Consider the following 22128-nt stretch of genomic DNA (forward strand, 5'->3'; position numbering starts at 1 on the left):
GGGAGATTAGCCCGTGGACGCTGATCAGCCGGCATCGAGCCAGTCGAGGCGGCGCAGGATCACACCCTCGCGCAGCGCCCAGGGGCACAGCTCGAGTTCGGTGACCTCGAGCGCGTCCATCGCGGCGGCGGCGACGACGGCGCCGGCGAGGGTCTGGTGGGCCCGGCCGACGCTCACGCCGTCGAGCTCGGCCAGGTCGGCCGACGCCATGCGCGAGATGAACGAGGTGACCTGGGTGAGGCCGGTGCGCGAGAGCACGCGGCGGGTGCGCGGGCCGGCCGAGCTCGGTGCGGCGCCGGCCAGCCGGGCCAGCGTGCGGAACGTCTTGCTGGTGGCGACGACGCGATCGGGCGGGCCCGGTTCGAGCAGCTCCTTCACCGGTACGGCGAGCATCCCGGTGACGTACTCACGCAGCGCCGCGACCTGCGACTTCGACGGCGGGTCGTCGGTGAACCAGTCGCGGGTCAGCCGACCGGCACCGAGCGGCAGCGAGTGCGCGAGGCGCGGGTCCTCGTCGGCGCCCGCGGCGAGCTCGAGGGAGCCGCCGCCGATGTCCAGGCAGATCAGGTTGCCCGCGCTCCAGCCGAGCCAGCGGCGCACGGCGAGGAACGTCAGCCGCGACTCGTCCTCACCCGACAGGACGCTGAGCGGGACCTCGGCCTCCTTGGCGACCCGCTTCAGCACCCGGGCGCTGTTACCGGCATCGCGCACGGCCGAGGTCGCGAAGCCCATCAGCTCGTCGCAGCCGAGCTGTTCGGCCTCCTGCTTGGCCGAGATCGCGGCCTCGACGAGGGCATCGGCGCCCGCCTTGCTCAGATCACCGTCGCGATCGATGTGCTCGGCCAGGCGCAGCTCGGACTTGTGCGACAGCTGCGGCGTCGGCTCGGCACCACGGTGCGCGTCGACCACCAGCAGGTGCACGGTGTTCGACCCCACGTCCAGAACCCCGAGCCTCATGGGGGGAAGGGTATTCGTCTCGTACCCTCGACACGTGCCGCAGCGCGAGGTTTCCCTGGACTTTCCCCGGGAGTGGATCGAGTTCAACGATCCCGCCGACGAATCCCACCTGATCCGCGCTGACCTCACCTGGTTGTGCTCGCGCTGGACCTGCATCTTCGGCAAGGGCTGTCACGGCACCATCGAGGGGCAGGCGTCGACCGGTTGCTGCAACCACGGCGCGTACCTGTCCGACTCCGACGACGAGAGGCGGACGAAGCGCTTCGCCGCCGAACTCACTCGCGACGACTGGCAGCTCTACGACGAGGGCCACCGCCCCGGCAAGGACGGCCGGACCAGGCTGCACATCATGGAGAAGGTGCCCGACGACGACGAGAAGCGGCGCAAGACCCGCACCGTCGACGGCGCCTGCATCTTCGCCAACCGCGAAGGGCACCCCGGCGGCATCGGTTGCGCGCTGCACGGGCTCGCGCTGCGCAAGGGACTCAACCCGCTCGAGACCAAGCCCGAGGTCTGCTGGCAGCTGCCGGTACGCCGCGAGCAGGAGTGGATCGACCGCCCCGACGGCACCCGCATCCTGCGCTCGACCCTCGCCGAGTTCGATCGCCGCGGCTGGGGCGAGGGCGGCCACGACCTCGACTGGTACTGCACGTCGTCACCGGAGGCCCACGTCGGCGGCGAGCCGATGTACCTCTCCTACGGACCCGAGCTCGCCGCCCTCATCGGCGACAAGGCCTACGACGAGCTGAGCTCGATCTGCGCCAAGCGCCTGAAGCTGGGATTGGTCGCGGTGCACCCGGCCACCGCCAAGGCGCAAGCGAAACGCTGAAGTCCGCCGCCCCTGCCCGTTGAGTGGCGAGTAGATCGTTGGGTGGCGCGTAGGTTGTCGCCACTCAACGCAGAAGTCGCCACTCACCGGGCAGGGGCGGCGGCTCAGTGGAGGGCGCGGGTCAGCTCTCGAACTTGTAGCCGAGGCCCCGCACGGTGACCAGGTACTTGGGGTTGGCCGGATCGGGCTCGATCTTGGCGCGCAGGCGCTTGACGTGGACGTCGAGGGTCTTGGTGTCACCGACGTAGTCGGCCCCCCAGACGCGGTCGATCAGCTGGCCGCGGGTGAGCACCCGGCCGGCGTTGCGCAGCAGCAGCTCGAGCAGGTCGAACTCCTTCAGCGGCAGGGCCACCTGCTGGCCGTCGACGCTGACGACGTGCCGCTCGACGTCCATGCGCACCGGGCCGGCCTCGACCACGTTGAGCATGAGCTCCTCGGGCTCGGCGCCGCGGCGCAGCACGGCCCGGATGCGGGCGACGAGCTCGCGGGAGGAGAACGGCTTGGTCACGTAGTCGTCGGCGCCGAGCTCGAGGCCGACGACCTTGTCGACCTCGGAGTCGCGGGCGGTGACCATGATGATCGGCACGTGCGAGCGGCTGCGCAGCTCGCGACACACCTCGGTGCCGGAGAGGCCGGGCAGCATCAGGTCGAGCAGTACGAGGTCGGCGCCGCTGCGCTCGAAGGCGGTGAGTGCCTCCACGCCGGTCGCGGCGACCTCGACCTCGTATCCCTCCCGTCGCAGCATGTAGGACAGCGCGTCGGAGAAGGACTCCTCGTCCTCGACGACCAGGACTCGCGTCATGCGACGCCTCCATCGGTGAACGTGTTCGACTCGCTCGAGTGGACGAGAAGTCCGGCGGCATCGGTGCCGGCGTCGTCGATCCGAGGGGACGATGACCCACCCGAGTGAACGCGCGGTAACCGGATGGTGAATGTCGACCCGGAGCCGCTGACACTCCAGACCGACACCGTGCCGAGGTGATTGGTGACGATGTTCTTGACGATCGCGAGGCCGAGGCCGGTACCGCCCGTGGCCCGCGACCGGGCCGGGTCGACGCGGTAGAAGCGCTCGAAGATCCGGTCGCGGTCGGCGTCGGCGATGCCGATGCCCTGGTCGGTGACCGCGATGTCGACGGTGGGCCGCGCGTCGTCGTCGGTCGAGGCCCGCACGGTGAGCGCCACCCGCGTGTTGCTGCCGCTGTAGGCGATCGCGTTGTCGACCAGGTTGGCCACCGCGGTGGCGAGCTGCGCCTTGTTGCCGCGCACCCGCACGTCGTCGGCGCACGACGCGGTGACGGTGATCGAGGCCTGCTCCGCGGCCAGCCGGGTGCGTTCGATCGCCTCGGCGACGAGATCGTGCACGGCCACCTCGGTCGCGCCCGGCATCGGATCGGCGCCCTGCACGCGGGACAGCTCCATAAGCTCCCCGACGAGCTTGGCCAGGCGGGCGCCCTCGTGCTGGATGCGGCCGGCGAACCGGTTGACCGCCTCGGGGTCGTCGGCGGCGTCCTGGATCGCCTCGGCCAGCAGCGTCAACGCGCCGACCGGCGTCTTCAGCTCGTGTGAGACGTTCGCCACGAAGTCGCGCCGGACGGCTTCCAGGCGGCGCTGCTCGCTGACGTCGGCGAGCAGCAGGCACACCGCGGCGACCCGGCCGTCGTGACCGGGCAGCGGCACGCAGTTGACCGCGAGCGCGATAGGTTCGCGGCCGAGCCGGCTCATCGGCAGGTCGACCGCGGCCTGCAGGTGCTCACCGGACTCGAGGGCGTTGCGGGCGAGGCTGACCAGGCCCGGGAAGGCCAGCGAGCTGACGTCGAGGATGCCCATCGCCCGCGCGGCCGGATTCACCAGGACCGCGCGTTCCTCGCGGTCGAGCACGACCACCCCGTGGTCGAGGGCCTCGACCACGAGCGAGGCGAGCGGCTGCGATTCGCGGCGGCGGGTCGGCGTCTCGGCCGCCGCCGGCTCGCCCGCCGCGCCGACGGGACGACCCGCGCCGGCGCGGGAGAACGCGAATCCGAGCGCCCCACCGACAGCGAGCGCGATGATCGCGACGACGATCCCTGACCAGGGCACGTCATGATGGTAGTGCCGGACACGGACTGGACCGGCACGACAGAAGGGGGCGACGGTGCGGTCATCCGCTGTTCACCTGGACGACCGGCGACGTTCACGCCGTGAGCACAGTGCCGTTGCCCGCCCATCGGAGGGTCGAATTCATGCGTGACGTTTTCCATGACGAGCTGGACGAGATCGGAGCCGGCGTCGCCGAGATGATCCGACTCGTCGCCGTGGCGATGGAGCGGGGAACCGGCGCGCTGCTCGATGCCGATCTCGCGACCGCCGAGGCCGTGATCGAGGCCGATGTGAAGGTCGACGCCCTGCGCGTCGATCTCGAGGACCGCGCGTTCCAGATGATTGCCCGCCAGCAGCCGGTGGCCACCGACCTGCGGGTCCTCATCACCACGCTGCACCTCGTCGCCGACCTCGAGCGCATGGGCGATCTGGCCCTGCACGTCGCCAAGATCGCCCGGCTGCGCTTCCCCGAGACCGCGGTGCCCGACGAGGCCCGCGACGTCATCGCCCAGATGGGTGAGGTCGCGCTGTCGCTGGTACGCAAGGTCGCCGACGTCGTCGAGGGCCGCGACATCTCGCTCGCCCAGGCCATCGAGGCCGAGGACGACTCGATGGACGCCCTGCGCCGCAAGCTGTTCACCCTCGTGCTGTCACCGCGGTGGTCGCACGGCACCGAGGCCGCGATCGACATGACCCTGCTCGGCCGCTACTACGAGCGCTACGCCGACCACGCGGTCGCCGTCGCCCGCCGCACGATCTTCATCGTGACGGGCGAGCGTCCGGTGCCGAACGCCGCGCCGCCCCGCTAGCTACTTCTTGCCCTGGTTGGCCACGGCGGTGATCGCCTCGGCCGCCGCCTCGGGGTCGAGGTAGGTGCCCGGCCCGGTCGGCCGCAGCGTCGCGTCGTCCAGGTCGTAGTGCAGCGGGATACCCGTCGGGATGTTCAGCCCGACCACGGCGTCGTCCGACAATCCGTCAAGGTGCTTGACCAACGCGCGCAGCGAGTTGCCGTGCGCCGTGACGAGCACGACCCCGTTGCGGCGCAGGTCCGGCACGATCGCGTCGTACCAGTACGGCAGCATCCGGCCGACGACGTCCTTCAGGCACTCGGTGCGGGGCAGCGTCTCGAGCAGGTCGCCGTAGCGCGGATCGTGCGCCTGGCTGAACTCGTCGGAGTCATCGAGCACCGGCGGCGGGGTGTCGTACGAGCGGCGCCAGAGCATGAACTGCTCGTCGCCGTACTTGTCGCGGACCGCCGCCTTGTCCTTGCCCTGCAGCGCGCCGTAGTGGCGCTCGTTGAGGCGCCACGAGCGGCGCACCGGGATCCAGTGCCGGTCGGCCGCGTCGAGCGCCAGGTTGGCGGTGCGGATCGCACGGCGCAGCAGCGAGGTGTGCAGCACGTCGGGCAGCAGCCCGGCCTCGGCCAGCAGCTCGCCGCCGCGCGTGCCCTCGGCCTCGCCCTTGGCGGTCAGGTCGACGTCGACCCAGCCGGTGAAGAGGTTCTTCTGGTTCCAGTCGCTCTCGCCGTGACGGAGCAGCACAAGGGTCGCCATGGGGCCATCCTGCCGGATCAGGCGAAGAACGGAATCAGCACCTCGGCCGAACCGGCCGGGTCCTCCTCGACCACGAAGTGCCCGCAGTCGAGGCTCGCGCCGCGGACGTCGGTGGCGTACTCGCGCCAGACGTCGAGCACCTCGTACTTCTGCCCGACGAAGCCACGCTCGCCCCACACGACCAGCAGCGGGCAGCGGACCAGGTTGCCGGCCGCGGCGTCGGCGTCGTCGTGCACGAGGTCGATCGACGCGCCGGCCCGGTAGTCCTCGCAGCTCGCGGCGATCGCCGCCGGATCGGAGAAGCAGCGCACGTACTCGTAGACCGCCTCGGCGGCGAAGCTGTCGGGGACGGCCGACCAGCGCTTCAGCTTCTCGCGCAGGAACCACTCCGGGTCGCCGCCGATAAGCCGTTCCGGCAGCGGGGCGGCCTGGGCCAGGAAGAACCAGTGGTAGTAGATCGTCGCGAAGTCACGGTCGACGTTCGCGAACAGGTGCCGGGTCGGGACGATGTCGAGCACCGCGGCGCGGGTCACGCGGTCGGGGTGGTCGAGGGCGAGCCGGTGCAGCACCCGGGCGCCGCGGTCGTGCCCGGCCGCGGCGAAGGTGTCGAAGCCCAGTTCGGTCATCAGCCCGGCGACGTCGTGGGCCATCGCCCGCTTGCCGTACTCGGCGTGGTCGGGTCCGGCCGCCGGCTTGCCCGAATCGCCGTAGCCCCGCAGGTCGGGCACGACGACGGTGTGGTCGCGGGCGAGCCGCGGCGCGAGTTCGTGCCACATCGCGTGCGTCTGCGGGTAGCCGTGCAGCAGCAGGAGCGGTGCCCCCGCACCGCCGATGCGGGCGTGCACGCGCACCCCGTCGACCTCGACGTCGCGCGTCTCGAACCCGTCGAACATCAGTCGGCCGGACGCTGCGCGAAGTCAGCGAACGCGGCGAGATTGGCCAGGGGCTGGTCGTTCTTGACCCGCCACGCCCACTCGCGCCGGATCGACGAGCCGAAGCCCATCTCCAGCAGCACGTTGAACGACCCGTCGGCGTACTCGAGCACGCTGCCGAGGATGCGGTCGAGCTCGTCGGCATCGACGGAGGCGAGCGGCACCCGCCCGGTCAGGTACACGTCGCCGGCGGAGTCGATCGCCCACGACACCGCGTACATGCGGGTGTTGCGCTGCAGCAGCCACGCGTAGACCTGCTCACGGTTCTCGTCGGGCGCGCGCATGACGAACGCCTCGACGGCGAGCGCGTGCGCACCGACGGTGAGGATGCAGGCGGTCCTGAGCCGCTTCTCCCCCGGCAGCGCGACGGCGAAGGTGAGGTCGTCGAGCCGCTGCCACTCGAGGTCCTGCTCCTTCAGCGCCGCCTCGATGGTGTCGGTGACCGTCATGCGCTCTCCTGTGTGCCGAAGTCGTCGATGGCCTCGCGGTACGCGCCGAGCAGGCCGTCGGCCGTCCGGTCCCAGGAGAACCGTTCGGCGTGCGCCCGCGCCCCGCCGGCGAGCCGCGCGAGATAGGCCGGGGTGCGCAGCAGGTCGGCCAGCACCTTCGCCCACAGCTGGGGATCGTGCCCGTCGACCAGCACGCCGGAAACGTCGTCGGCGACGGCCGTTGTCAGCCCGCCCACCGCGGCGGCCACGACCGGGGTGCCGCAGGCCTGCGATTCCAGCGCCACGAGTCCGAACGATTCGTTGTAGCTGGGGACGACGGTGATGTCGGCCGCCCGGTAGTAGTCGGCGACGATCTCGCGCGCGGCGGGTGGGCGGAACTGGACGACGTCGCGCAGGTCCAGCTCGTCGCGCAGCGACTCGAGTAGCTGCGGGTGCACCAGCCCCGATCCGCTCGGGGCGCCCAGCACGACGACCTGGAGGCGGTCGACGAGCGCGGGGTCCTGGCGCAGCAGGGCAGCCGCCCGCAGCAACACGTCGGGGGCCTTGAGCGGCTGGATCCGGCCGACGAACAGCAGGGTCAGCGCGTCCTCGCGCAGGCCGAGCCGGCGCCGTGCCGCAGTCGCCTCGCCCGGCACGAACATCTCCAGGTCGACGCCCGGGGCCACCGTGCGCACGGACGACGGCGCGGCGTCGTAGAGGCGGATCAGCTCGTCGGCCTCGTCGGCGGTGGGCGCGATGAGCCGGTCGGCCTCGGCGACCACCTGCTCCTCACCGATCACGCGGGCGCGCGGCTCGGGGTCGTCGCCCTCGGCCAGCAGCAGGTTCTTCACCTTGGCCAGCGTGTGGGCCGAGTGGACGAGCGGGACGCCCCAGCGCTCGCGGGCGAGCCAGCCGACCTGGCCGGAGAGCCAGTAGTGCGAGTGGATGACGTCGTACCAGCCGGGCTCGTGATGCACCTCGGCCCGCATCACGCCGGCGGTGAACGCGCAGAGTTGGGCCGGGAGGTCGCCCTTGGCCAGCCCCTCGAACGGCCCGGCGGTGACGTGCCGCACGTGCACGCCCGGGCAGAGGTCGACGATCGGCGGCTGCTCGCTCGAGGTGGCCCGGGTGAAGATCTCGACCTCGACGCCGCGCTCGGCCAGCCGCCGGGCGGTCTCGACGATGTAGACGTTCATGCCGCCCGCGTCGCCGCCGCCCGGGGCATCGAGCGGCGACGTGTGCACGCTGAGCATCGCGACCCGGTGCAGGGTGCGGTCAGGACCAGCGCTCAGCGTCACCGTCGTCCTTCCGCCGAAGTTGCGGGCCGGATGCGCCCAGGGCGCAACGCGCGCAGGCCCCCGGTTCATCCCGTCCCCTACCCAGGATCATGCCGGAACGGCGGGGGCGCAGAATCGAGGGCATGGCGAACGGAACCGCAGTCGTGACCGGGGCGAGCAGTGGCATCGGGGCGGCGACGGCCCGGCGGCTCGCCGCCGAGGGATATGACGTCGTGGCCGCGGCCCGCCGCCGGGACCGGTTGGACGAACTGGCCGCCTCGGCCCCCAACATCACCGCGGTGACGCTGGACGTGACCGATCCGGAGTCGGTGGCCGCACTCGCCGCCTCGCTCGACGACGTCGCGGTGTTGGTGAACAACGCCGGCGGCGCGATCGGGGTCGAGCCGATCGAGCGGGCCGACCCGGCCGACTGGCAGGCGATGTTCGACACGAACGTGCTCGGCGTGCTGCGGGTGACGCAGGCGCTGCTGCCGGCGCTGGAGAACGGCGCCGGTGGTCACGTGGTCGTCACCGGGTCGATCGCCGGGCACCTCGTCTACGAGGGCGGGGCGGGCTACACGGCGGCGAAGCACGGGGCCGCCGCGCTGGTCGAGACGTTGCGGCTCGAGCTCAACGGGCGCCCGGTCCGCGTCAGCGAGGTGGCACCCGGCATGGTGCACACCGAGGAGTTCTCGCTGGTCCGCCTGCGGGGCGACCGGGCCGCCGCCGCCAAGGTCTACGCCGGCGTCGAGCACCCGCTCACCGCCGACGACATCGCCGACACGATCGCGTTCGTGGTCACCCGTCCGGCCCACGTCAACATCGACCTGCTGGTCGTGAAGCCGCTGGCCCAGGCGGCGCCGCACAAGGTCGCGCGCGGCTAACGCCCGGCCGGCTCGGTGTTGCGGCGGGCCAGGGCGAGCGAGGCCGCGAGCAGCGTGAGCGCGGTGCCGCCCATCGCCAGCCACAGGCCGGCCCCGATCGACACGTCGGTGGGGGTCAGGTTGTGCAGCGCGGCCTGGTCGACCGGGATCGACGCCGCGGCGAGCACGCTGAAGATGAACTCCAGGGCACCCACGACGAGGGCGAGGACGGCGGCGGCCGTACCGCGCCGGGCGAGCACGAAACCCCCGGCGACGAGGGCGAGGATCGCGCTGAAGACGTAGGCCCAGCCGAGCCCCATGCCGACCCCGGTCGGGCTGAGGGACAGCGACGGGATGTGGGCCCACGGGATCACCGCGCCGAAGCCGGTGAGCAGCCCGGCGACGATCAGCGGACCGCCGGTGGCGGGGTCGGGCACGTCGGCCCGGCTGCCGGTGGGGAGCCGCTCGCCGTACCCCAGGACCTCCTGCTCCCAGGGTTCGACGGGCCCGAACGCGCGCGACATGCGCGCAGTATCCGTCGAGGGTCGATCACAGTTCAACGGCGATTCGGCGCCGCCGGCTCAGAGCTCGACGCCGACCAGGTGCGCCTCGGGGCGCAGCCGCACGCCGAAGCGGGCCTCGACGCCGTCGCGGATGACCCGGGCGAGTTCGAGCAGTTCGGTGGTCGTCGCGTCGCCCCGGTTGGTCAGGGCCAGGGTGTGCTTGGTCGACAGCGCGATGCTGCCGCGGCCGACGTCCAGGCCGAAACCCTTGCCGAAGCCGGCGTTCTCGATCAGCCACGCCGCCGAGAGCTTGATCCGGTCGTCGACCGCCCAGCTGGGGCAGCCGTCCGGCACGGCACCGGGGGCCACGAAGGGGTTGACGAAGAACGAGCCGACGCTCCAGGTGTCGTGGTCGGCGGCGTCGAGCACCATGCCCTTGCCGGCGCGCAGCAGCAGGACGGTGTCGCGCACCGCGGCCGAGGGCGCGGGATCGCCCGGCTCGACCCCGAGCCGGCGGGCGAGTTCGAGGTAATGGACCGGCGGCGCGTCGGGCGAGCGGAGCAGCCGGAAGGTGACGTCGAGGACGACGTAGCGGTCGGTGTGCTTGAAGGCGCTGGTGCGGAAGCCGAACCCGCACCGTTCCGGGCCCCAGGCCTCGACCTCGCCGGTCTGGCGGTCGAGCACGGTGAGGCCGCTGATGACGTCGGCGACCTCGCTGCCGTAGGCGCCGACGTTCTGCACCGGCGTGGCGCCGGTCAGCCCGGGGATGCCCGACATCGAGGCCAGGCCGGACCACTCCTCGGCGACGGACTGGGCGACGAGCGAATCCCACACCACCCCGGCCTCGGCGGTGACGAGCACGTGCTCGCCGGACTCGTCGGCGTCGGCGGTCAGCCCGGGGCTGCGGACGAGGACGACGAGACCGGGCCAGCCGTCGTCGGACACGACCAGGTTGCTGCCGCCGCCCACGATGAGCACCGGGTCGCCGGCGGCGTCGGCGTCGCGGACCAGCTCGACCAGTTCGGCGGTGCCGACCGCCGTCGCCACCCGCGCCGCCGGGCCACCGAGGCGCAGCGTGGTCAGGTCGGCGAGCAGTTCGGGCACAGCGCGACGCTACCGTGAGCGCCGTGGAGCGCCCGTCTACCCCGCGTCGGGCCAACCCCCGTCTCGCCGCCGGCCGGGCCCGGGCGCTCGGCCTGCCCACCCGCGGCATCACGAACCCGAACCGGCTGCGTCGGATGGACAACTGGATCACCGCCACCCTGGGTCCGGCGCTGCGTGCCGCCGCCGATCCGCTCGTCGTCGATCTCGGCTACGGCGCCACCCCGATCACCGCGATCGAGCTCGCCGGCCGGCTGCGACGCGTGCGTCCCGACGTCCGGGTGCTCGGGTTGGAGATCGACCCGGCCCGGGTCGCCGCGGCGCTGCCGGCGGCCGATCCGCCCGGGCTGACGTTCGCCCGCGGCGGCTTCGAGCTGGCCGGGCAGCGGCCGGCGCTCGTGCGGGCGGCCAACGTGCTGCGCCAGTACGACGAGGTCGCCGCGCTCGCCGCCTGGGCCACGATGCGCGCCGGCCTCGCGCCGGGCGGGCTGATCGTCGAGGGCACCTGCGACGAGCTGGGCCGGCGCGGCTGGTGGGTGCTGCTCGACGCCGACGGACCCCGCACCCTCACCGTCGCCTGCCGGGTCGACACCCTCGAGCGGCCGGGAGATCTGGCCGAGCGGCTGCCCAAGGCGCTGATCCACCGCAACGTCGCGGGCGAGCCGATCCACGCCCTGCTGACCGCGTTCGACGCGGCGTGGGATGCCGCCGCGCCCGAGTCGGCCTTCGGCCCGCGCCGGCGGTGGATGGCGGCCTGCGCCGGGCTCGCCCGGGCGGGCTGGCCGGTCGACTCGTCCCGCGCCCGGTTCGGCGAGCTGACGTTGCCCTGGTCGGCCGTCGACCCCGTCACCGCTTCCCCGCCGGTCGACCCTTGATCGAGGCTCGAGAGACCGGGTCGACCAGATGGGCCGCGGCTCAGCCGGCGAGGCGCTGGCGCACCGATCCCAGCCCGAGCGTCGCCTCGTCCGGCAGGTAGGTGTGCAGGTGGGCGTCGACGTCGGGCACCATCCGGGTGCGACCGACCTCGATCATGAGCCGCTGGGCGGCCGGGATCGCGGTCGCCGGGTAGGCGATGAGTTCGGTGAATCCGGCCACCTGGGCCACCCCTGCGAGGTGCGTGAGCAGGTCGCCCCCGACGCCGCGTCGCTGCCACCCGTCCTCGACGAGCAGGCTCGCCTCGGCGCAGCGGAAGTTGTGCGCGGGGTCGCGCTGCAACGACGCCGTTGCCACGATCCGGTTGTCGTTCGTGGCGACGACGAAGGTGAGCGGATTGCGCAGCAGGTGGTCGACCGCGGCGACGGCCGGCGCGCGGCCGCCGGAGCGGTAGCGGTCGAGCAGCGAGCGGGCCGAGCAGCGGCGGTGCATCTGGGCCACCGCCGCGAGGTCGCGCACGGTGCTCGGGCGGACGACGACCGGCTGGTGGCCGACCCGCATCGTCCAGGGCTGGCGGGCCAGTTCGGTGAGCTCGTCGATGGCGGTGCGCCGCGGCTCGCCGGGGTCACCGACGGGCAGGGTGCGGACGCAGTTGGTCGTTCTCGCGGAAGATTCTGTCCCCATGACGCAACGTTCACACCATCGCATTTCGCTCGCGTGACGAATGGTCGACGTCCGCGCAACGGGTCGGCGCCCGAACCCCCTGGATCGGACATGACGGAGCCCGCGACGCATCACGTCGCGGGCTCCGGTACTGGGAGCAGTGCGCTACGGACGGTTGCCCGGGAACACCGGCGCCCGGAACAGGTCCTTCACCGACGCGTCGCGACTGGTGAGCGGCGCGAGCCGGTACAGGTGCTCGATCGTCGTCAGGATCGACGTCGTGTCGTGCTCGGTCTCATCGACCGAGAAGGGGTGCTTGAGCAGCGGCGAGATGGTCAGCTCGGGGATACGCGTGCCCGGGCCCCACTGGTCGGAGATGCCCCGCCGCCCCATCGGCGGCGCGACGTGGTCCCACTGGCCGCCGAACTCGTCGTAGGTCACGACGATCAGCGTGTGCTTGGCCTCGGGGCCGGACTGGATGGCCTTGATCAGGTCGACCAGGTGGCTGCTCCCGTTGCTCTCGCTGGCGTAACCCGGGTGCTCGTTCTCGGCCCCGATCGGCTTCACGAAGCTGACCGGCTTGAGGTTGCCACTCTTCGCCGCGGCGATGAACTCGGCCTCGTCGCGCAGGTGCGCGGCGCGAGCGGCGGTACCCGGCGCGTAGTTGGCGAAATAGTTGAACGGCTGGTGGTGGTACTGGAACAGCGCGTTCGGGCAGTTCGGGTACACGGCCCCGTTCGCGGTCTGCGGGTCGGTGCAGGTGCCCGGCGTCGAGCCGTTGGTCCAGCCCGGGGCACCGACGTCACCGTCGGCGTTCGACCAGCCACCGGAGTACCAGGCCCAGTCGACGCCCTTGGCCGAGAGCCGGTCACCGATGGTCGGCGCGGTCTGCGGCGGCAGCTGCTTCGCGACCGGGGTACCCGGCGCGTAGGGCTGGTACGTCGGCTGGATCGTGTTGACCGCGTAGTCGCCGCACACCGTGTTGGCCGGCGGGGCGGCGACGCCCAGCTTGATCGTGCACGAGCCGTCCGGGTCGGCCGCCTGGGTCAACGCGGCGTCCTTCGTCCCGGGCGAGGCCGGGTGCAGCGGCGTGCCCGACGGGAAGCCGTCCGGCCCGACGATGGAGTGCAGGTCGTTCGGACCGTAGTCGCGCACGGCGTTCGGGAACGTCGGCGTCGCCGCGGCGATCAGCCACTGGTGGTTGAGGAACGAACCGCCGAACGCGCCCTGGAAGAAGTTGTCGGCGATCGCGTAGTGCGGGGCGCCGGCCGAGTGCAGGTACGCATAGATCGGCAGCGACCGAGTGCTGTAGTGGCCCATCGTGAGGCCGGCCGCGTCGCTGCCGGTCGCGTAGCGGTCCTGCTTGCCGCCGTCGATCTGGTACTGCTCGTTGTAGTAGCGGTGCACGATGTCGCGGGTGCAGCCACCGGGGAGCCCGGAGCCCTTCAGCACGCCGACCGGCGCGAACACCTTCGGGTCGGGGCAGGTGGTGTCGGTCGGCTTGATGTAGTCGTCGATGGCGAACGGCGCGTTGGCGAAGTGCGAGTTGATCGTGATCCCGTTCGAGGTGCTGCCCGAGCACGTGGGCGACAGCGGCGGCGAGGCGAGGTTGACGTCGTTCTGCGGCAGGCACGGCAGCGCGTTTCCGTTGACGTCGACCTGGGTCCGCGGCGTCGCGTCGGCGAGGCCGTTCACCCGCTCCCAGCCCCCGAATAGGTTGTCGAAGCTGTGATTCTCCTCGTAGATCACCACGACGTGATCGATGCTCCCGTCGTCGCCCTTGGGCTTCGCCGACGCCGTGCCGGCCACGACCGACACGAGGAGCACGGGTACGGAGGCCAACGCGACGGCGGCGCGGCGGCGGGGCAGGAACTTCATCGATCCTCCAGGTTGCGTCGGACCCACCGAGTCTGGACGGGCGATACCGGCCTGGCGTCGGTCCTGAGGTGAACGCCGGCCGACGCGGCGGTGACCATCTCATACCCGTTGCCCAGCTTTGTCGAGGGTCGCGCCCAGCTCGACGGATCAGCCCGCGAGCGCGTAAGTCGACGCCCGACCGCCCGTCACGTGCTGCCAGGCGTGGCGGGCGATCGCGTTGCGCCACTCGATGTCGGCGTGGACGCTCACGAGTCCGGCGGCCCGAGCCTGCGCGACGAGCCGCTCGAGCAGGGCGGTGCCGATCCCGTGTCCCTGCTGGGCGTCGACCACACAGACGGCGACGTCGGCGGTGTCGGGCCGGGCCGCCGAACGGCCGTACTCGGCCCAGCCGGCGAGGAGGTCGCCGTCGATCGCGACGACGGCGTCCCAGCAGCGGGGCCAGCGTTGCTCGGTGCTGCGCAGGTAGCTCGCCGGCAGCACCGGCACCGGACTCCAGAACCGGAGGTGCAGCGTGCGGGCCGAGAGACGCGGGCCGGCCGCGGCGAGGCGGGCGAAGTCACCCCGCTCCCAGGGCCGGATCACCACCTGGGCTGACTTCATGGAGTGAAGTTAGATCCGAACCAGCTGACTGTCAATGACGAAGTCAGCTAGGGTGGACCGATGGACTGGCTGGACTTCGACTCCGAGCAGTGTTCGGTGCAGCGCACGCTGGCGGTCGTCGGCGAGAAGTGGACGATGCTGCTGATCCGCGATGCCGCGAACGGGGTGCGGCGCTTCGACGACTTCCGCCGCCATGTCGGGCTGTCCGAGGCGGTGCTCGCGGCCCGGCTGCGCGCGCTGGTCGAGCAGGGCCTGTTCGAGACCCGCGAGTACCAGGAGCCGGGCCAGCGCCGGCGCAACGAGTACCGCCTGACCGCCAAGGGGTGGGATCTCTTCCCCGTGCTCATCGCGCTCATGCAGTTCGGCGACAAGCACCTCGCCGAGCCGGGCGGCGAGCCCTGGCAGGTACAGCACAAGACGTGCGGGCACCCGGTCCAGGCCGAGGTCCGCTGCACGCACGACCACCGGAAGCTGACGCCGCGCGACACCCGCGCCGTGTTCGGCCGCGACGCCGTGGAGGCAACGAAGTGACCGAACGAACCCGCACCTTCAGCTGGGGCGACCCGCTCGACACGGCCGGCGGCGCCCAGGGGCGCAGTGGCCTGGAGTTCATGCGCGCGCTCATCGCCGGCGAGTTCCCGGCCGCCCCGATCACGCGGACGATGGGCTTCGAACTCGAGTCGGCCGACGAGGGCCGGGCGGTGTTCGTCCTGAATCCCGCCGAGTTCCACTACAACCCGATCGGGTCGGTGCACGGCGGCGTCTACGCGACGCTGCTCGACTCGGCCGCCGGCTGTGCCGTGCACACGATGCTGCCCGCCGGCGTCGGCTACACGAGCCTCGATCTGACCGTGAAGTTCCTCGGCGCGATCCGCGTCGACTCCGGCCCGGTGCGCTGCACCGGCACGGTCGCGCACCTCGGGCGGCGCACGGCCCTCGCCGAGGCCCGACTGGAGGACGGGTCGGGGCGGCTGCTCGGCTCGGCCACCAGCAGCTGTCTGATCCTGCGTCCGTGATCTTGGCCGCCCCTCAGGAGTGGCAGAGTTGTCCGGCGTGACCAGCGACGACGCAATCGAGGCCCGGGTCGATCAACTCCTGGCCGTCATGACGCCGGCCCAGAAGGCCGGGCAGCTCAGCCAGTACATGTGGGCCGACGCATTGACCGCCGCCGACGACGAGGCCGACGGCGGCCTCGGCGACACCATGACCCCGGCCCAGCAGCGGGCCCAGGTCGAGGCGGCGCTGGCCCGCGGTGAGGTCGGCTCGCTGCTGTTCGTCACCGATCCGGAGGAGACGAACCGCCTGCAGCGGCTCGCGCTCGACGGCAATCCGCACGGCGTGCCGCTGCTGTTCGGCTACGACGTCATCCACGGGCTGCGCACGATCTTCCCGGTGCCGATCGCGATGGCGGCGTCGTGGGACCCGGCGATCGTCGAGCGGGCACAGGCGGTCGCCGCGCGGGAAGCGCGCGCGGTCGGCATCCACTGGACCTTCGCGCCGATGGTCGACATCGCGCGCGACCCGAGGTGGGGCCGCATCGTCGAAGGCGCCGGTGAGGACGCCGTGCTGGGCGCGGCGATCGGCGCGGCCCAGGTGCGCGGCTTCCAGGGCGAGCGGTGGGACGACCCCGAGCGCGTCATCGCCGGCCCGAAGCACTTTGCCGGCTACGGCGCCGCCGTCGGCGGCCGCGACTACGACGAAGTCGAGCTCTCCGACCACCGGCTCTGGAACGTCTACCTGCCGCCGTTCCGCGCGGCGATCGAGGCCGGCGCCGGGAACGTCATGACCGCCTACATGGACCTCAACGGCATCCCGGCCACGGGCAACCGCTGGTTGTTCACCGAGGTGCTGCGCGAGACGTTCGGCTTCGACGGTTTCGTGGTGAGCGACTTCAATGCGGTGCGCAACCTGGTGACGCACGGCTTCGCTGCCGACCTCCGTGACGCCGGTGTGCGGGCGCTGTCGGCCGGCACGGACATGGAGATGGCGATGGCCGACCCCGCCTTCGCCACCCTGCCGGACTCGCTGGCGGCCGGCGACGTCGATCTCGACGTGCTCGACCGGGCGGCTCGGCGTGTGCTGCTCGCGAAGGCACGGGCCGGGCTGCTGGACGACCCGTTCGTCGACGTCGAGCGCTCGCGCGAGGTGCTGGCCGACCCGGCCCACCGCGAGGTCGCCCGCGAGGCGGCCGAGCGGGCCGCCGTGCTGCTGCGCAACGAGGGGAGCCTGCTGCCGCTCGACCCGGCCGCGCTGTCCCGCGTCGCGGTGCTGGGCCCGTTGGCCGAGTCACGGCGCGACCTGCTCGGGCCGTGGTGCTTCGACTACGACCTCGACGAGACGCCGACCCTGGCCGAGGGCCTGCGGGCGCGGCTCGGCAACGCAGTCGTGGACTCCGCGTGGGGCGTGCGTCCGGTCGTCCGCCCGACGCCATCGCTGTTCGACGCGCACGGCGGCAACAAGCCGATCGTCCCCGCCGACTTCGACGACGACGCCGAGTTCGCCCGCGCGATCGAGCTGGCCACCGCGGCCGACGTCGCGGTCGTCGTGCTCGGCGAGTGGCAGAACATGATCGGCGAGCAGGCGTCGCGGTCGTCGCTGGAACTCCCGGGGCGCCAGCTCGAACTGCTGCAGGCGGTCGTCGCGACCGGCACGCCGGTCGTGCTGTGCCTGGTGAACGGGCGCCCGGTCGACCTCCGTTGGGCCGCCGAGAACGTCCCGGCGATCATCGAGCTCTGGTACCCGGGCACGCAGGGCGCCGCGGCCGCCGCGCGGTTGCTCGTCGGCGATGTCAGCCCCGGCGGCAAGCTGCCGCTCACCTGGCCCCGCTCGGTCGGGCAGGTACCGATCGTCTACAGCCACACGATCTCGCACGATCCGGCGAACCAGGCCGCGCGCTACTGGGACGAGCCGAGCACGCCGCTCTTCCCGTTCGGGCACGGGCTCTCCTACACCCGATTCGCCTACGGCGTCGTCACCCTCGATCGTGACTCCATCGGCCCGGACGACACGGCGACGGTGTCGGTGACGGTCACCAACACCGGCGACCACGCGGCCGACGAGGTGGTGCAGCTCTACGTCCACCAGCGCCACGGCGCGGCGTCGCGTCCGATCCGTGAGCTCAAGGGCTTCTGCCGCGTCACGCTCGAGCCCGGGGCCGCCGAGACCGTCACCTTCCCGCTCGGCCGCGACCAGCTCACCTACTGGAATGCGGCGACGCGCGGCTGGGTGCTGGACGCGACCGTCGTCGACATCGCCGTCGGCGGCGACTCGACCGCGCCCTTCACGGCAGCGGTGACGGTAACGGCGGAGCGCGCTAGCTGATGTGCACGACGAGGTGCATACCCATGAAGGCGTGCGGAACGCCCGTCATGTCATCGGCGACGAAGCACTGCAGCAGGTAGGTGCCCGGCGGAAGGTCGTAGCTGAACAGCGAGGAGTGCCCGGGCGAAATCGCATCGGACCCGGTGGACACGGCCGGCTGGCTGAGCAGCCCCGCCGGGTCGCTCGTCGGAGTGCCGCCGGCCATCAGGGTGTCGTACTCGGCCTGGACCTGCGCGTCCGTGACGCCGTCGGCCACACTGCTGATCGCCAGCAGGTGCACGCTGTCGCCGCTGTTCGTGACGCGGACCGTGCCGTCGCGCGGCATGAGTCCGGTGAGCGTGATCGTGTCGGCCGAACCGTTGCCGAGCGTGACGTCGCCCGAGTGGTTGGGCACGCCGGTCTGCACGGTTCGTCCGCGCGCCTCGAGGTCACCGACGACGGCCGGCCCGTTCTTGGCTCCCGTGCTGATGATGTAGTACTGCCCGGTGCGCGGCAGGCGGATCGTGTCGGACGTGAAGAACGTCTGCGATCCGATGGTGTCGCCACCACCGAGGGCAACGGCGATCTTGTTGATGTCCCGGGTCGACGCGGCAGCCTGGGCGGGAGTCGAGTTGCCCAACTGCTGGGCGATGTCGGCCACGAGCCGGCTGACCCGGTAACCCGGGTTCATCCGGGCCACGACGATCTGCGCGCCGAGCGTCGGCGCGGTGGCGTCCCGCAGGTACAGGGTCAGCCAACCCGGGTGGACGTCGTCGTTGCTGATCCGGGCGTGCGAACCGTCGCCGGTCACGGTGATCCACACCCGCTGGGTCGGATTGTGGGCTTCAGCAGATGTGGCGGTGGCCAGCAGACCTCCTGCCACGAGCGTTGCCACGCCGACCATCACATTCAGGCGTCTGGGCATCATGCGTCTCCCCCGGTTCCGCTGGTTCGGACCCGACCGGACGGCCGAGGCCGACTCGAGATGCGCGCGAGGCTAGACCCGGGATTGTCGACCGACAACCTTCACGCTCTTCGCGGATTGTCAGCTTCTCGGCGTGATGCCCGCCGGCCGATGACTGTCAGTCGCGAACGACGTCGCGCTTGTGGGCGACCGCCCACGACACGGGGTGCTTGCGGAACTCGCGGGTCGCGAAGGCCGGGCCGTCGTGCGCCTGCGCCAGCCGTTCCAGCAGCGCGGCCTCGCCGATCGGGCGGCTGTAGCGATGCCCCTGCGCCGTCTCGCAGCCGTAGCGGCGCAGCAGGTTCGCCTGCCGCTCGGTCTCGACGCCTTCGGCGACCACGGCGAGCCCGAGCGCCTGCCCGATGCTGATCACCGCGCGCACTACCGCATCGCAGGCGGGTTCGACGCCGAGCCCGGCGGTGAACTTGAGGTCGATCTTGAGCAGGTCGACCGGCAGTTCGGTGATGCGGGCGAGGCTGCTGTAGCCGGTGCCGATGTCGTCGATGGCGATGCGCACGCCCTCGGCCCGCAACGCCTGCAGGTCGTTGAGCACCGAGTTGGCGATCATCGGCATGTGCGTCTCGGTGAGCTCGAGCACGAGCCGCGACGCGGGCAATCCGGACAGCCGCAGGGCCTCTCGCACCTCGTCGTGCAGCAGTCCGTTCTCGAGCTGCCGCCCCGAGACGTTGACATGGACGTCAGGGGCGCCGGAGCCGGTGTCGGGCCACGCCGCGGCCATCCGGCACGAGGCGTGCAGCACGAAGCGTCCGATGTGCTGCATGAGCGGGCTGCCCTCGACGACGTCGAGGAACGCCGCGGGCGACAGCACCTGGCCCGACGGGTGGTTCCAGCGCAGCAGGGTCTCGACGGCGGTGATCGAACCACTGCTCAGGTTGTGGACCGGCTGGCCGTACATCTCGAACTCGCCCCGCTCGAGCGCGGTGACTACCTCGGGCAGTAACCGCACCGCGCGGGCCGAGCGGGCCTCGGTGTCGAGATCACCCGCGCCGGCGACGACCACGCGATTGCGTCCGGCCCGCTTCGCCCGGTACATCGCCTCGTCGGCGAGGCGCAGCAACTGCCCGGCGTCGTGACCGTCGGCGAGCGCGACGCCGATGCTGGCGCCGATCCGCGCGACGGAGCCGTCGACCTCCACCGCGAAGCTGATCGAGTCGAGCACCCGGTGCGCGACCTGGTGCAGCATGGCCGGCTCGGTCAGCCCGACGCAGACCAGCACGAACTCGTCCCCACCGATGCGCGAGACCGTGTCGCCCGGCCGGACGCACCCCTCGAGCCGACGGGCGACATCGACCAGCAACCGGTCGCCGGCAGCGTGCCCGGCGGTGTCGTTGATGGCCTTGAAGCCGTCGAGGTCGAGGTACAGCACGCCGACCCCGACGTCCCCGCCGACGCGGACGGTGAGGGCGCGCTCGAGTCGGTCGGTGAGCAGCGTGCGGTTCGCCAGCCCGGTGAGCGGGTCGTGCAGGGCCTGCCGGGTGAGCGCCTGCTCGGCGTGCTTGCGGGCGGTGATGTCCTCGACGAGGGCGATGACGTAGGGGTCGGCGTTGCCGCCGGGTCGGATCGCCGACGCCGAGAGCAGGCCCCACAGCAGCGTCCCGTCGGCGTGCCGGAAGCGTTGCTCGCGCTGCAGGTGGTCGAGCTCGCCGCTCGCGAGGGCCGTCAGCAGTTCGTCGACCGAGGCGACGTCGTCGGGGTCGCTGGCGTGCTCGATCGTGGTGCCGAGCAGCTCCTCGGCCGGGCGACCGAGGAAGACGCAGATCGCCCGGTTCACCTGGACGACGGCACCGAAGCCGGGGCGGCCGAGCGAGGCCATGAACATGCCGACGTTGGCCGATTCGAAGGCGCTGCGGAAGCGTTGCTCGCTCGCGGCCAGCGCCGCCTCGGCGCTGCGGGCCAGCGTGACGTCGCGGAAGGCGGCGACCACGCCCTGGTTCAGACCGGTCAGCGGCCGGGCGCTCGCGCTCACGATGAGGTCGCCGCCGTTCCCCACCGAGGGCACGAGCAGGTCGACGTCGTCGACCGCCTCTCCGGCGAGCGCGCGGGCCAGGGGGTGTTCGTCCGCGGCGTAGGGGATGCCGTCGGGGTGCCGCAGCTCATCGCCCGCCCCGAACAGGCGAGCGGCGGCGGGGTTCTGCAGCACCGTCGTCCCGGACCGGTCGAGCAGCACGATGGCGTCGCTGACGTTGGCGATGACGGCGTCGAGCAACACCGTCTTCGCGATGGCCTCACGGTGGGCGCTGTCGATGCGCTCGACGAGAGTCGCCCGCTCGTCGCGGTGCAGCGCCAGGATGAGCGTCAGGAAGGCGACGACCAGCATGAACGACTGGGCGAGGTCGAGTTCGCTGGCCAGGCTGTACGTGGAGCCGCCGAACGTGCCCATCTCCAGCGACGTGAAGGTGAGGACGAAGCCGCTGCTGATGACCACGTGCAGGGCCGCGCCGGTGGTCGAGAACCGCAGCGCCACCCAGGCGCTCAGCGGCAGCACGAGGAAGGCCAGAGGCAGGCCGGTCAACTCCCCGAACACCAGCCAGTAGGCGGCGACCAGGATCAGCCAGCAGGCGAGGAGCTCGCGCCAGCGCACGCGCACGAACTGCCGGCGGGTCAGATCGGTGCGCGTCGTGATGCACAGCGTGACCGCGACGACGACGAACGTGCTCACCGTCGTCCGCAGCAGGAAGAGACCGGCGCCCGACGCCGAGAACGTCTCGTTCTCGAGGGCGGACGCGACCACGGCGAGCGGGGTGCCCAGCGCCGCGCCGGCGACGGCGGCGAGAAGCAGCCCCCACAGGTCGGCCACGGTGCCGAGCTCGCGACGGCTCACCCGCAGACGCTGCCAGACGGCGCAGGCGACGACCGGCTGCACGGTGTAGGCCGTTGCCACGACGAGCGCACTCAACGGTCGCAAACCGCCCGGCACGATCTCGAGCGCCGCCGTCAGGACGAAGACGACAAAGGCCACGGCGAGCCGGCTCCGCTCCGTCCACCGCCAGGCGAGCCACAGGCTCGACACCCCGGCCGCCGGCCAGATCGACTCGATCCGCGGCGTGCCGCTGCGCGTCAGCAGGCCGAGCCCGACGGCGACGACATAGGCGACGCCGAAGAGAACCATCGGTCGGTACACGGCCCGGGCCGGTCCTCCCAGCGGCGCACGGGACGTCGTGGGGCGCGCGGGCACGGAACACCTCTTCTCGTCCCCGACCTCATCGTCCGACCGGCGCGAATCATGAACCGGGCCCGGCCGGCCGGCGAACGACGCGACCTTCGCCCCTGGCCGCCTCCCGGCCGACTGCCGACGATGAGCGCACGACGT

The 22128-nt window shown here is 72.1% G+C and carries 21 protein-coding genes; 7 read left to right on the plus strand and 14 right to left on the minus strand.

Going from position 1 to position 22128, the window contains the following annotated elements; all coding sequences use genetic code 11:
• Nucleotides 1-24: 24 nt before the first annotated feature.
• Entirely contained in the window at nucleotides 25-957 is a 933-nt protein-coding gene (locus VGN18_RS14765) for a Ppx/GppA phosphatase family protein (protein WP_327540466.1), read from the minus strand.
• Between VGN18_RS14765 and VGN18_RS14770 the strand changes: the two genes are divergently transcribed.
• Nucleotides 956-1786: a hypothetical protein gene (locus VGN18_RS14770; RefSeq protein WP_414655056.1), complete on the plus strand. Its 831-nt coding sequence runs from the start codon at nucleotides 956-958 to the stop codon at nucleotides 1784-1786. The two genes, VGN18_RS14765 and VGN18_RS14770, sit on opposite strands and share 2 nt — an antisense overlap.
• 121 nt (nucleotides 1787-1907) lie before the next feature.
• Here VGN18_RS14770 and VGN18_RS14775 read toward each other — a convergent pair whose 3' ends face one another.
• Nucleotides 1908-2588: a response regulator transcription factor gene (locus VGN18_RS14775; protein WP_327540468.1), complete on the minus strand. Its 681-nt coding sequence runs from the start codon at nucleotides 2586-2588 to the stop codon at nucleotides 1908-1910.
• Nucleotides 2585-3862, minus strand: coding sequence for a sensor histidine kinase (locus VGN18_RS14780; RefSeq protein ID WP_327540469.1), 1278 nt, complete (start codon nucleotides 3860-3862; stop codon nucleotides 2585-2587). Before VGN18_RS14780 ends, VGN18_RS14775 begins: the two co-directional genes overlap by 4 nt.
• A gap of 143 nt (nucleotides 3863-4005) precedes the next feature.
• On the opposite strand from VGN18_RS14780, the gene phoU reads away from it, so the two are divergent.
• Nucleotides 4006-4671, plus strand: coding sequence for a phosphate signaling complex protein PhoU (phoU, locus tag VGN18_RS14785; RefSeq protein ID WP_327540470.1), 666 nt, complete (start codon nucleotides 4006-4008; stop codon nucleotides 4669-4671).
• On the opposite strand, the gene VGN18_RS14790 is transcribed toward phoU, so the two are convergent.
• Genes VGN18_RS14790 through mshA form a run of 4 tightly spaced genes read right to left on the minus strand, consistent with a single transcriptional unit; the run spans nucleotide 4672 to nucleotide 8028 of the window.
• The gene (locus tag VGN18_RS14790) at nucleotides 4672-5415 is read right to left on the minus strand and encodes a phosphoglyceromutase (RefSeq protein WP_327540471.1); all 744 of its coding nucleotides are present in this window, start codon (nucleotides 5413-5415) and stop codon (nucleotides 4672-4674) included. It abuts the gene before it with no gap.
• 17 nt (nucleotides 5416-5432) lie between these two features.
• Nucleotides 5433-6308 carry an alpha/beta hydrolase gene (locus tag VGN18_RS14795; RefSeq protein WP_327540472.1) on the minus strand — a complete coding sequence of 292 codons (876 nt, stop codon included), beginning with the start codon at nucleotides 6306-6308 and terminating at the stop codon, nucleotides 5433-5435.
• Nucleotides 6308-6796: a YbjN domain-containing protein gene (locus VGN18_RS14800; protein ID WP_327540473.1), complete on the minus strand. Its 489-nt coding sequence runs from the start codon at nucleotides 6794-6796 to the stop codon at nucleotides 6308-6310. The genes VGN18_RS14795 and VGN18_RS14800 overlap by 1 nt, the downstream gene beginning before the upstream one ends.
• Nucleotides 6793-8028 (minus strand): D-inositol-3-phosphate glycosyltransferase, encoded by a 1236-nt coding sequence (gene mshA, locus VGN18_RS14805; protein ID WP_349259929.1) that lies wholly within the window; start codon nucleotides 8026-8028, stop codon nucleotides 6793-6795. The genes VGN18_RS14800 and mshA overlap by 4 nt, the downstream gene beginning before the upstream one ends.
• 167 nt (nucleotides 8029-8195) lie before the next feature.
• Between mshA and VGN18_RS14810 the strand changes: the two genes are divergently transcribed.
• On the plus strand, nucleotides 8196-8936 hold the full coding sequence (locus VGN18_RS14810) for an SDR family NAD(P)-dependent oxidoreductase (protein WP_327540475.1): 741 nt from the start codon (nucleotides 8196-8198) through the stop codon (nucleotides 8934-8936).
• Here the strand turns inward: VGN18_RS14810 and VGN18_RS14815 are convergent.
• Nucleotides 8933-9439 (minus strand): hypothetical protein, encoded by a 507-nt coding sequence (locus VGN18_RS14815; protein ID WP_327540476.1) that lies wholly within the window; start codon nucleotides 9437-9439, stop codon nucleotides 8933-8935. The two genes, VGN18_RS14810 and VGN18_RS14815, sit on opposite strands and share 4 nt — an antisense overlap.
• Nucleotides 9440-9496: 57 nt before the next feature.
• Nucleotides 9497-10522 (minus strand): UDP-N-acetylmuramate dehydrogenase, encoded by a 1026-nt coding sequence (locus VGN18_RS14820; protein ID WP_327540477.1) that lies wholly within the window; start codon nucleotides 10520-10522, stop codon nucleotides 9497-9499.
• A gap of 23 nt (nucleotides 10523-10545) precedes the next feature.
• Between VGN18_RS14820 and VGN18_RS14825 the strand changes: the two genes are divergently transcribed.
• Entirely contained in the window at nucleotides 10546-11394 is an 849-nt protein-coding gene (locus tag VGN18_RS14825) for a class I SAM-dependent methyltransferase (RefSeq protein ID WP_327540478.1), read from the plus strand.
• A gap of 40 nt (nucleotides 11395-11434) precedes the next feature.
• On the opposite strand, the gene VGN18_RS14830 is transcribed toward VGN18_RS14825, so the two are convergent.
• The 3 genes from VGN18_RS14830 to VGN18_RS14840 all read right to left on the minus strand — a co-directional run bounded on the left by VGN18_RS14830 (nucleotide 11435) and on the right by VGN18_RS14840 (nucleotide 14533).
• Nucleotides 11435-12076: a GNAT family N-acetyltransferase gene (locus tag VGN18_RS14830; RefSeq protein WP_327540479.1), complete on the minus strand. Its 642-nt coding sequence runs from the start codon at nucleotides 12074-12076 to the stop codon at nucleotides 11435-11437.
• A gap of 144 nt (nucleotides 12077-12220) precedes the next feature.
• Nucleotides 12221-13933, minus strand: a complete 1713-nt coding sequence (gene acpA, locus VGN18_RS14835) for an acid phosphatase (RefSeq protein WP_327540480.1) — start codon at nucleotides 13931-13933, stop codon at nucleotides 12221-12223.
• 147 nt (nucleotides 13934-14080) lie between these two features.
• A complete protein-coding gene (locus VGN18_RS14840) occupies nucleotides 14081-14533 on the minus strand; it encodes a GNAT family N-acetyltransferase (RefSeq protein ID WP_327540481.1) in 453 nt (150 codons plus the stop codon).
• A gap of 60 nt (nucleotides 14534-14593) precedes the next feature.
• On the opposite strand from VGN18_RS14840, the gene VGN18_RS14845 reads away from it, so the two are divergent.
• The 3 genes from VGN18_RS14845 to VGN18_RS14855 all read left to right on the plus strand — a co-directional run bounded on the left by VGN18_RS14845 (nucleotide 14594) and on the right by VGN18_RS14855 (nucleotide 17854).
• Nucleotides 14594-15064 (plus strand): helix-turn-helix domain-containing protein, encoded by a 471-nt coding sequence (locus tag VGN18_RS14845; RefSeq protein ID WP_327540482.1) that lies wholly within the window; start codon nucleotides 14594-14596, stop codon nucleotides 15062-15064.
• Nucleotides 15061-15549 (plus strand): PaaI family thioesterase, encoded by a 489-nt coding sequence (locus VGN18_RS14850; RefSeq protein WP_327540483.1) that lies wholly within the window; start codon nucleotides 15061-15063, stop codon nucleotides 15547-15549. The genes VGN18_RS14845 and VGN18_RS14850 overlap by 4 nt, the downstream gene beginning before the upstream one ends.
• Nucleotides 15550-15637: 88 nt before the next feature.
• Nucleotides 15638-17854: a glycoside hydrolase family 3 N-terminal domain-containing protein gene (locus VGN18_RS14855; RefSeq protein WP_414655057.1), complete on the plus strand. Its 2217-nt coding sequence runs from the start codon at nucleotides 15638-15640 to the stop codon at nucleotides 17852-17854.
• Here the strand turns inward: VGN18_RS14855 and VGN18_RS14860 are convergent.
• Both VGN18_RS14860 and VGN18_RS14865 read right to left on the minus strand, forming a co-directional pair.
• On the minus strand, nucleotides 17847-18728 hold the full coding sequence (locus VGN18_RS14860; protein ID WP_327540485.1) for a hypothetical protein: 882 nt from the start codon (nucleotides 18726-18728) through the stop codon (nucleotides 17847-17849). The two genes, VGN18_RS14855 and VGN18_RS14860, sit on opposite strands and share 8 nt — an antisense overlap.
• A 187-nt stretch (nucleotides 18729-18915) precedes the next feature.
• Nucleotides 18916-21927: a bifunctional diguanylate cyclase/phosphodiesterase gene (locus VGN18_RS14865; protein WP_327540486.1), complete on the minus strand. Its 3012-nt coding sequence runs from the start codon at nucleotides 21925-21927 to the stop codon at nucleotides 18916-18918.
• Between the last annotated feature and the right edge of the window lie 201 nt (nucleotides 21928-22128).

The sequence above is a fragment of the Jatrophihabitans sp. genome, from assembly GCF_036000465.1.
Taxonomy (GTDB): Bacteria; Actinomycetota; Actinomycetes; order Mycobacteriales; family Jatrophihabitantaceae; genus Jatrophihabitans.